General features: G+C 67.2%; 7 protein-coding genes and 1 tRNA gene. 4 read left to right on the plus strand and 4 right to left on the minus strand.

What is annotated here, in order from left to right:
* Positions 1-12: 12 nt before the first annotated feature.
* The 3 genes from AAHM44_RS07335 to AAHM44_RS07345 all read left to right on the plus strand — a co-directional run bounded on the left by AAHM44_RS07335 (position 13) and on the right by AAHM44_RS07345 (position 4,077).
* Complete coding sequence (locus tag AAHM44_RS07335; protein ID WP_342249540.1) at positions 13-2,478, plus strand: glycoside hydrolase family 3 protein; 2,466 nt, start codon at positions 13-15, stop codon at positions 2,476-2,478.
* A gap of 2 nt (positions 2,479-2,480) precedes the next feature.
* The gene (locus AAHM44_RS07340) at positions 2,481-3,524 is read left to right on the plus strand and encodes an aldose epimerase family protein (protein WP_342249546.1); all 1,044 of its coding nucleotides are present in this window, start codon (positions 2,481-2,483) and stop codon (positions 3,522-3,524) included.
* A gap of 85 nt (positions 3,525-3,609) precedes the next feature.
* Complete coding sequence (locus AAHM44_RS07345; protein ID WP_342249541.1) at positions 3,610-4,077, plus strand: hypothetical protein; 468 nt, start codon at positions 3,610-3,612, stop codon at positions 4,075-4,077.
* A gap of 23 nt (positions 4,078-4,100) precedes the next feature.
* On the opposite strand, the gene AAHM44_RS07350 is transcribed toward AAHM44_RS07345, so the two are convergent.
* The 4 genes from AAHM44_RS07350 to AAHM44_RS07365 all read right to left on the minus strand — a co-directional run bounded on the left by AAHM44_RS07350 (position 4,101) and on the right by AAHM44_RS07365 (position 7,373).
* Positions 4,101-4,544 carry a nuclear transport factor 2 family protein gene (locus AAHM44_RS07350; RefSeq protein ID WP_342249542.1) on the minus strand — a complete coding sequence of 148 codons (444 nt, stop codon included), beginning with the start codon at positions 4,542-4,544 and terminating at the stop codon, positions 4,101-4,103.
* A 134-nt stretch (positions 4,545-4,678) separates the two neighbouring features.
* The gene (locus tag AAHM44_RS07355) at positions 4,679-6,250 is read right to left on the minus strand and encodes an aldehyde dehydrogenase (NADP(+)) (RefSeq protein WP_269573115.1); all 1,572 of its coding nucleotides are present in this window, start codon (positions 6,248-6,250) and stop codon (positions 4,679-4,681) included.
* Between the two features lie 131 nt (positions 6,251-6,381).
* On the minus strand, positions 6,382-7,179 hold the full coding sequence (locus AAHM44_RS07360) for a FadR/GntR family transcriptional regulator (protein WP_184163970.1): 798 nt from the start codon (positions 7,177-7,179) through the stop codon (positions 6,382-6,384).
* A gap of 104 nt (positions 7,180-7,283) precedes the next feature.
* Positions 7,284-7,373, minus strand: a tRNA-Ser gene (locus tag AAHM44_RS07365).
* A 134-nt stretch (positions 7,374-7,507) separates the two neighbouring features.
* On the opposite strand from AAHM44_RS07365, the gene AAHM44_RS07370 reads away from it, so the two are divergent.
* Positions 7,508-8,299 (plus strand): DUF1134 domain-containing protein, encoded by a 792-nt coding sequence (locus tag AAHM44_RS07370; RefSeq protein WP_446745964.1) that lies wholly within the window; start codon positions 7,508-7,510, stop codon positions 8,297-8,299.
* Positions 8,300-8,407 lie beyond the last annotated feature (108 nt).

The following is an 8,407-nucleotide window of genomic DNA, read 5'->3' on the forward strand; positions in this document are numbered from 1 at the left end:
GAGGAGAGTGAAATGCGGCCTGGCCTGAAGCTGTTGCTGTCGACCACCATGATCTGGGCCGCATCGCCCGCTTTTGCGCAGCACGCGCCGACAACGCTGTCTGGTTCACAGGTCGCCAATCCCGCCAAATGGCCGACCGCCGGCTCGCAGGGTCTGGTCGATCCGGCGACCGAGAAGTTCATCACCGATCTGATGGCGCAAATGACGCTGGAGGAGAAAGTCGGCCAGATGATCCAGGCCGATATCGGCGCGATGAAGCCCGAGGAGCTGCGCCAATATCCGCTCGGCTCGATCCTGGCCGGCGGCAGCTCGCCGCCGCTCGGCGCACCCGATCGCTCGCCCCAGGCCCCCTGGGTGGAGACCGCCAAGGCCTTCCGCGCCGTCGCGATGGAACCGCGCGGCAAGCATGCCCCGATCCCGCTGATCTTCGGCATCGATGCGGTGCACGGCAACAACAACGTGATCGGCGCGACGATCTTCCCGCACAATGTCGGGCTCGGCGCGATGCACGATCCCGCGCTGATCCGCCGCATCGGCAAGGCGACCGCGGAAGAAACCGCCGCGACCGGGCCCGACTGGGCGTTCGGCCCGACCCTCGCTGTGCCGCAGGACGATCGCTGGGGCCGCAGCTATGAGGGCTATTCGGAGGACCCTGCGGTGGTCCGCTCCTATGGCGGCGAGATGATCCTGGGGCTGCAGGGCGAACCCGGCACCAGGGATCGTATCCAGAAGGGGCTGGTCGCGGCTTCGGCCAAGCACTTCCTCGGCGATGGCGGCACCTTCGAGGGCGTCGACCAGGGCGATACCCGCGTCTCCGAGGATGAACTCATCAAGACGCACGCGCAGGGCTATGTCCCGGCGATCCAGGCGGGCACGCTCACCGTGATGGCCAGCTATTCGAGCTGGAACGGCGCCAAGATGCACGGCAACAAGTCGCTGCTCACCGATGTGCTCAAGGGCCGGATGGGCTTTGAAGGCTTCGTCGTCGGCGACTGGAACGGCCATGGCCAGGTGCCGGGCTGCACCAAGGAGGACTGCGCCCAGACCTTCAATGCCGGGCTCGACATGGCGATGGCGCCGGACAGCTGGAAGGGCCTGTTCGAGAGCACCGTCCGTCATGCCAAGGACGGCACAATCCCAATGGCGCGCATCGACGATGCGGTGCGCCGCATCCTCCGCGTCAAGGTGAAGCTCGGCTTGTTCGATCCGGCCCGCCCCTATGAAGGCAAGGCCGGGGTGCTGGGCAATGCCGAGCACCGCGCGGTCGCCCGCGAGGCCGTCGCCAAGTCGCTGGTGCTGCTCAAGAACACGGGCGTGCTGCCGGTAAAGGCTTCCGCCAACGTGCTGGTCGCGGGCCCCGGCGCCGATTCGATGGCGCAGCAGACCGGCGGCTGGACACTGAGCTGGCAGGGCGACGGCAACGACAATTCGATGTTCCCCAACGGCCAGACGATCTTCTCGGGCATTGCCGAAGCGGTGAAGGCAGGCGGCGGCACCGCGACGCTTTCGGCGGACGGCAGCTTCACCGCCAAGCCCGATGTCGCGATCGTCGTGTTCGGCGAGCAGCCCTACGCCGAAATGCGCGGCGATATCCCGACGCTGGAATTCCAGCCCGGCGACAAGCAGGCGCTGGCCCTGCTCAAGAAGCTCAAGGCCGCCGGCGTGCCGACCGTTTCGGTGTTCCTCTCGGGCCGGCCGCTCTGGGTGAACCCGGAGATCAACGCCTCCGACGCGTTCGTCGCCGCCTGGCTGCCGGGCAGTGAAGGCGCGGGCGTGGCGGACGTGATTATCGGCGACAAGGCCGGCAAGCCGCGCAAGGACTTCAACGGCACGCTGTCGTTCAGCTGGCCCAAGACCGCCGGCCAGTTCACCCTCAACAAGGGCAAGCCGGGCTATGACCCGCTGTTCGCGCTCGGCTATGGCCTGAGCTACGCCAAGCCGGGCAAGGTCGCCCTGCTGGGCGAGGATCCGGGCTTCGATGCCTCGTCGCTCAACACCAGCGTCTATTTCGCCAAGGGCGTGACGCCCAAGCCCTTCTCCTTCGCCACCGAATCGAAGATCACCCGCGCGCCGATCGACGGGCCCCAGACCCAGGAAGGCGCGCAGCAGCTGAGCTGGACCGGTGGCCAGGCGCGGCTGAGCATCGGCGGCGGCGCGCCGATCAACCTTGGCCGCGAAGCCAATGGCGACCTGTCGCTCGCGCTCACCTACCGCCTCGATCGCGCGGCGAGCGGGCCGGTGACGCTCGGCATGGGCAATGGCAAGGGCCTGGATGCGACCAGCCTGTTCACCGGCGAGACCGGCACCTGGCGCACGGTGAAGATCCTGCTCAAATGCTACCAGACCAACGGGACCGACATGAACGCGGTGTCGGCACCGGTGGTGGTGACCGCTTCGGATCCGCTGGTGTTCAGCCTGTCCGACGCGCGGATCGTCTCCGATCCCGCCAACTCGATCTGCCCGGGTACGCCGAAGTGACGATGGTCGCGGGCGCTCCGATCGAGACGGTCGCGATCGCCCGCGGCCGGTTTCGCGCCGAGCTGCTGACGCTCGGCGCTTCGCTGCGCATGCTGGAGGTGCCCGATCGGCACGGCAATCCGGCGAATGTGGTGCTCGGTTTCGCGAACCTCGAAAACTATCGCGGGCAGCCCCGCTTCTATGGCGCGGTTGCCGGGCGCTACGCCAACCGGATCGGCGGCGCGCGCTTCACGCTCGACGGCGTCGAGTACCGCATCACCGCGAATGACGGGGCGAACAGCCTTCATTCCGGGCCGCTCGGGCTCGACCAGCAGATCTGGAAGATCACCGCGCGATCGACGGAGTCGGTCACCTTCCGGCATGTCAGCCCGGCCGGGCATAACGGCTTTCCCGGCACACTGGCGGTGGAAGCGCGCTACACGATCGAGGAGGACGGGCTCGCCATCGCGCTGAGCGCGACCACCGACGCGCCTACTGTCGTGAACCTCACCCACCACGCCTATTTCAACCTGGCCGGCGAGGCGAGAGGCGCGACGATCCTCGATCACCTGCTGCGGATATCCTCCAGCCGCACCACGCCGGTCGGCCCGGGACTGATCCCCACAGGGGCATTCGCGGAAGTGACCGGCACACCCTTCGATTTCCGCGCCCCGCGGCGGGTCGGCGAGCGGATTGGCGCGGACGATGCGCAGCTGAGGCTCGGCCATGGCTATGACCATAATTTCGTGATCGACGGTGCTCCGCGCTGCGTCGCCACGTTGTTCGATCCGGGCTCGGGCCGGGTGCTCGACCTCCATTCCGGCGAGCCCGGGCTGCAATTCTATTCGGGCAACCATCTGGCAGGCGGCGCGCCGGGCACGAGCGGGAAAACCTATGTCACGCGCCAAGGGCTGTGCCTCGAGCCGCAGAAATTCCCCGACAGCCCTAACCGGCCGGAATTCCCGTCGGCACGGCTCGATCCGGGCGAGTCTTACCGCCACGACATCGCCTTCCGCTTCCGAACGGCGGAAAGTGTCGAGCAGGCCTTTGGTCAGGTCATGGACTGATAAAGGCAGCACTGGCAATAAACACCCCAGTTGCGGCTACAAGAATAGCGTGTAAATTTCGGAAGCCGATGCTCGGGAGACTATTATGCTCGCGGTCTTGCTTGCTTTTATGAACGACCCTGCTCTGTCTGACCTGCCTCGACAATGGGCGCAGTTCAGTCGAACCGGGGCACTCAATCATATCAGCGAAACTATCGACATCGCGACCGGGGACCGGGGCACGGACGCGGAATTCCGATACATCCTTCGTCGCACCAAAAATTCGCTCAACGCGGTACCGGAAATCGCATGGGCCGACAGCGCTACATGCCCTGCCGTCAGGTCCGTCATCGCCTCCATGCGGAAAATTCAAGTGCCGTCACCGGCACCCTATGGCCTGGAGGACAAATCCACGGCGCTCACGCTGGATGGCACGGGCTATTCGCTCACGGCGCCGTCCTCGGATAACATGGGCAAGCTGACGATTAGTTCGAACATAGGCACTCCGCTTGCGGCCTGGGTCGATACGTCTCTCAAGCAACTTGAGGCGTGCTGGAGAACAACGGCTTCCTAACCCGTCATGCAAAAAGCGGTCGTTTACGGGCTCACGCCCTGGTTCGCCTTGCGCTCGGCCTGGAAGATCTTGTTGACGATCCGCCACTCGCCATCGGCCTTCACCAGCGAGAGATAATCGACAAAGCGCACGGCCGGGTAGTCGAGCACCACCTTGGCCATGCCGACATTGCCGGTGACGTCGAGGCTCTCGATCGAGCGCTTGCGCTGGGCCTCGTCTGCGGCGGGCTTGCCCGTCGCGGCGGCGGCGATGAAGTCGGCGAGAGTCCGCTCGGCAAAGGCGCCGTCGCGGTTCCAGTAGAGCATCGCCTTGGGATGGAATGCGGCGGAGAATTCGGCCGCGCTGCCGGTCGCATGGCCGGCGAGATAGTGGTTCACCGCGGCGCGGGCGCCCGCCTCGTCCTTTTCCTGCGCATGGGCAGGCAGGGCGGCGAAACTGAGAGCGGTGGCGATAAGCAGGAAACGCATGGAGACCCTCCGTTGCAGGAAGATCCCCATGCTAGCATCCGATGACCGGGCATGCACCCGGCCCGGGCCGAACGTCGCGCAGGCGGGACGAACAACCAATACTCCGCTCCCTGGAAGGGAGGGAAAGTGGGCCCTTACAGGGTCGGCTTGCCGTCGATGCGGCGCGGGATGCCCGCGTCGCCGTCGCGCAGGTCCGCTGGCAGCAGTGCCGCCGGCAGGTCCTGATAGGCAACCGGGCGCAGGAAGCGGTCGATCGCCAGCGTGCCGACCGAAGTGCTGCGACCATCCGCCGTCGACGGGAACGGGCCACCATGGACCTGCGCGTCGGTCACTTCGACACCCGTCGGCCAGCCATTGGCGAGGATGCGCCCGGCGAGCCGCTCGAGCAGCGGCAGCAGCTTGGCTGCGACTTCCGTATCGGCATCGTCGAGGTGCAGCGTCGCGGTGAGCTGGCCCTCGAGCAGCGACACGACCTTGAGCAGCTCCTCGATCGTCGCGCAGCGCACCAGCAGCGAAGCGGCACCGAAGACTTCCTCGGCATGGCTCGGATCGGCGATGAAGTCCGCGCCGGTCATCGTGAACAGCGCGGCGCGGCCGCAGCTCGCCGAGCCTTCCTGGCCCTGCGCGACCTGGTTCAGCCCCGGCGCGGCGGCCCAGCGGGCAACGCCCTGCTCATAGGCCTTGAGGATGCCCGGGGTGAGCATGGTCTGTGCTGCCGCGCCGGAAACCGCCTCGGTCGCAGCGGCGAGGAAGCGATCGAGCGCGGGGCTCTCCAGCGCGAGGACCAGGCCCGGATTGGTGCAGAACTGGCCGGCACCCATGGTCAGGCTGCCGATATAGGCCTTGCCCAGCGCCTCGGCGCGCGACTCGAGCGCGGCGGGGAGCAGGAAGACCGGGTTGATGCTGCTCATCTCGGCATAGACCGGGATCGGCACCGGGCGGCTCGCGGCAAGCTTCATCAGCGCCGTGCCGCCGCCGCGCGAGCCGGTGAAGCCCACCGCCTTGACGACCGGGTGGCTGACCAGCGCCGAGCCGACTTCGTTGCCCGCGCCGTTGATCAGCGAGAACACGCCCTCGGGCATGCCGGTCCGCGCGACCGCACGCTCGATCGCGCCGGCGACCAGTTCCGAGGTGCCGGGATGCGCCGAATGACCCTTCACGATCACCGGGCAGCCCGCGGCGAGCGCCGAGGCGGTGTCGCCCCCGGCAACCGAGAAGGCGAGCGGGAAGTTGGACGCGCCGAACACCACGACCGGGCCGACGGGGATCATGCGCAGGCGCAGGTCCGGCTTGGGGGCGGGCTGGCGATCCGGAATGGCGTGGTCGATGCGCGCGCGCAGATATTCGCCGAGGCGCAGTTCCTTGGCGAACAGGCGCAGCTGGCCCGAGGTCCGGCCGCGCTCGCCGGTGAGGCGGGCATGCGGCAGGCCGCTTTCCTGCATGGCGCGCTCAGTGAGCGTCTCGCCCAGCGCATCGATCTCCTCAGCGATCGCCTCAAGGAACTCGGCACGCTTCTCGCGCGGCAGGTTGGAATAGATCGGGAAAGCAGCCTCGGCGGCGGCAGTCGCGGCTTCGACGTCTTCCTTGGTCGCCATGCTGAAGCTCGGCTCCAGCGGCGCGCCGGTCGACGCGGCGACGGCCTGGAAGCCCGGTCCGTCGCGGTGAACGCGCTTCGATGCAATGAACAAATCGCCGGTCAGCGCCATGCCTGCTCTCCTGTCTTTCGAATTAAGTTAGCGGTAACATCGCTCGCGCGGGACTTAGGCAGCGCTATGGCAAAATGCAAATGCGCTTGTCAGCACGGTTGTTGCGGCGGGCGATAGAAAAGCTGTCGCGTTCAGCAGGCGCGACGACGGCCGACGGCGTTGTTGGCGGGATCGCGCGCTTCCATCGTGTCCTGGAAGCCGCGCTCGACCAGCCGCGCCATCGCGTCATGCGCCCGGTCGGCGTCCTGCGCCTCGATCGCCTCGAGCACTGCGAGGTGGACGGGCAGCGCGTCGTGCGGGGCGGGAAGGTGCTGCTGCTTGAACGCCGTGGTCAGCTCGATCGCGGCAGCGACCCCGCTGGTGAGCGACATGATGAAATCATTGCCCGAAGCCTCGAGTAATGCCGAATGAAAGGCCTCATCGCAGCAGCGCCCCTCCTCCGAATCGAATCCATGCCTGCCGACCCCCGCCAACCCTTCCTGCATGCGGGCGAGCTGCTCGGGCGTGCGGCGCAGCGCGGCAAGGCGGGCGGCGTCGGGCTCGACGATTCGGCGCAACTCGAACAGGCTCTCGATCAGCGAATCGTCGGGCTCGCCGGCGAAGATCCAGCTGAGCACGTCGGGATCGAGCAGATGCCATTCGCGGCGCGGGCTGACCTGGGTGCCGATCTTGGGACGGGAGTGCACCAGCCCCTTCGCCGCGAGAATGCGGATCGCCTCGCGATAGGCGGTGCGGGAGACCTTGAACTGCTCGCTCGCGGCGATTTCGCCCTCGAGGATCTCGCCCGGCGTGATCTGGCCGGAGACGATCCGGATACCGAGGGTGCGCGCGACGGTGCCGTGCAGACGCAGCGAACGGGGCCGCGGCTTGCGGGTGCGGGATTTTTTCTCTGTGCGCGGGATCGACGCTTTGGGCTGCCAGCTGGGCATATCCCTGCCTAAGCGCTTTGGCGGCGGCTGCCAAGACCTGCGAATCGGGCGGGCCGGGCCGGCATCACATTAAAAATATAAGTAATATCAGCACATTACCAAGGTGGCGGAGACGGAGGGATTCGAACCCTCGATACGGTTTCCCGTATGACGCTTTAGCAAAGCGTTGGTTTCAGCCACTCACCCACGTCTCCGGATAACGGCTCGAAGGCAGGGCCTATAGCGACGGGTTTCGCAGCAATCAACGCCCAGCTTGACGTGAAATCGACTCAATTTGCCGCTCGTTCATTGCCGCGACAGCCCCGCCCCCTACAAAAGGGCCAATCTGATGAGCTGGGGTAATTCCGCGATGAACGTTCGTGCACTGGTGTTGATGGCTGCGACGGCCGCATTCGCGATGACGGCCATGCCCGCCGCCGCCCAGCAGCAGATGACCACGATCGATCCCAACACCGCGATCGATTCGGACATCAACACGCCCCCGCCCGCGCAGGACCCGTACAACCGGCCGGCGCAGCAGCAGGACGTGCCCGCCCCGCCGCCGCAGGATCCCTATCCCCAGCAGCAGGGCCCGGCCGGCCAGCAGCAGCAGCCCGCCCCCTCCGCCCAGCAGGGCGGCACCTCGCGCGACCAGGCCACCACCTACCAGCAGGACGAGCTGGTCGGCGCCGCCGAGGGCGTGTTCGGCAAGGGCGCATCGGGCCTGGCCAAGCTGATCGAGGACATCCTCAAGGACCAGGGCCAGCCCAATGGCTATATCGCCGGCAGCGAAGCCTCGGGCGCGATCGGCGTCGGCCTGCGATATGGTTCGGGCATGCTGTTCCACAAGGTCGAGGGCCAGCGGAAAGTCTACTGGACCGGCCCGTCGATCGGCTTCGACCTGGGCGGCGACGCCAACAAGGTGTTCGTGCTGGTCTACAACCTCTACGACACCCAGGACCTCTACAAGCGCTTCCCCCAGGGCGAGGGCCGCGCCTATTTCGTCGGCGGCCTCTCCGCCTCCTATATGCGCCGCGGCGACGTGGTGCTGATCCCGGTGCGCCTGGGCGTCGGCTGGCGGCTGGGCGTCAACGCCGGCTATATGAAGTTCAGCGAAAAGGCGCGCTGGCTGCCCTTCTGAGGTCTGCGCCTCGAGATTCAGCCCTTCCGGTTCCGCGGGGGGGGGGGGGGGGGGGGGGGGGGGGGGGGGGGGGGGGGGGGGGGCCGCCGGGGGGGGGGGGGGGGGGGG

Source organism: Sphingomonas sp. OTU376, assembly GCF_038440415.1.
In the GTDB taxonomy this organism is placed as follows: Bacteria; Pseudomonadota; Alphaproteobacteria; order Sphingomonadales; family Sphingomonadaceae; genus Sphingomonas; species Sphingomonas kyeonggiensis_A.

Coding starts and splice junctions, on each gene's coding strand:
- AAHM44_RS07350 (WP_342249542.1), bottom strand. CDS start 4,544: ATGCGTTTCCTGCTTATCGCCACCGCTCTCAGTTTCGCCGCCCTGCCT.
- AAHM44_RS07345 (WP_342249541.1), top strand. CDS start 3,610: ATGCTCGCGGTCTTGCTTGCTTTTATGAACGACCCTGCTCTGTCTGAC.
- AAHM44_RS07340 (WP_342249546.1), top strand. CDS start 2,481: ATGGTCGCGGGCGCTCCGATCGAGACGGTCGCGATCGCCCGCGGCCGG.
- AAHM44_RS07335 (WP_342249540.1), top strand. CDS start 13: ATGCGGCCTGGCCTGAAGCTGTTGCTGTCGACCACCATGATCTGGGCC.
- AAHM44_RS07370 (WP_446745964.1), top strand. CDS start 7,508: ATGAGCTGGGGTAATTCCGCGATGAACGTTCGTGCACTGGTGTTGATG.
- AAHM44_RS07360 (WP_184163970.1), bottom strand. CDS start 7,179: ATGCCCAGCTGGCAGCCCAAAGCGTCGATCCCGCGCACAGAGAAAAAA.
- AAHM44_RS07355 (WP_269573115.1), bottom strand. CDS start 6,250: ATGGCGCTGACCGGCGATTTGTTCATTGCATCGAAGCGCGTTCACCGC.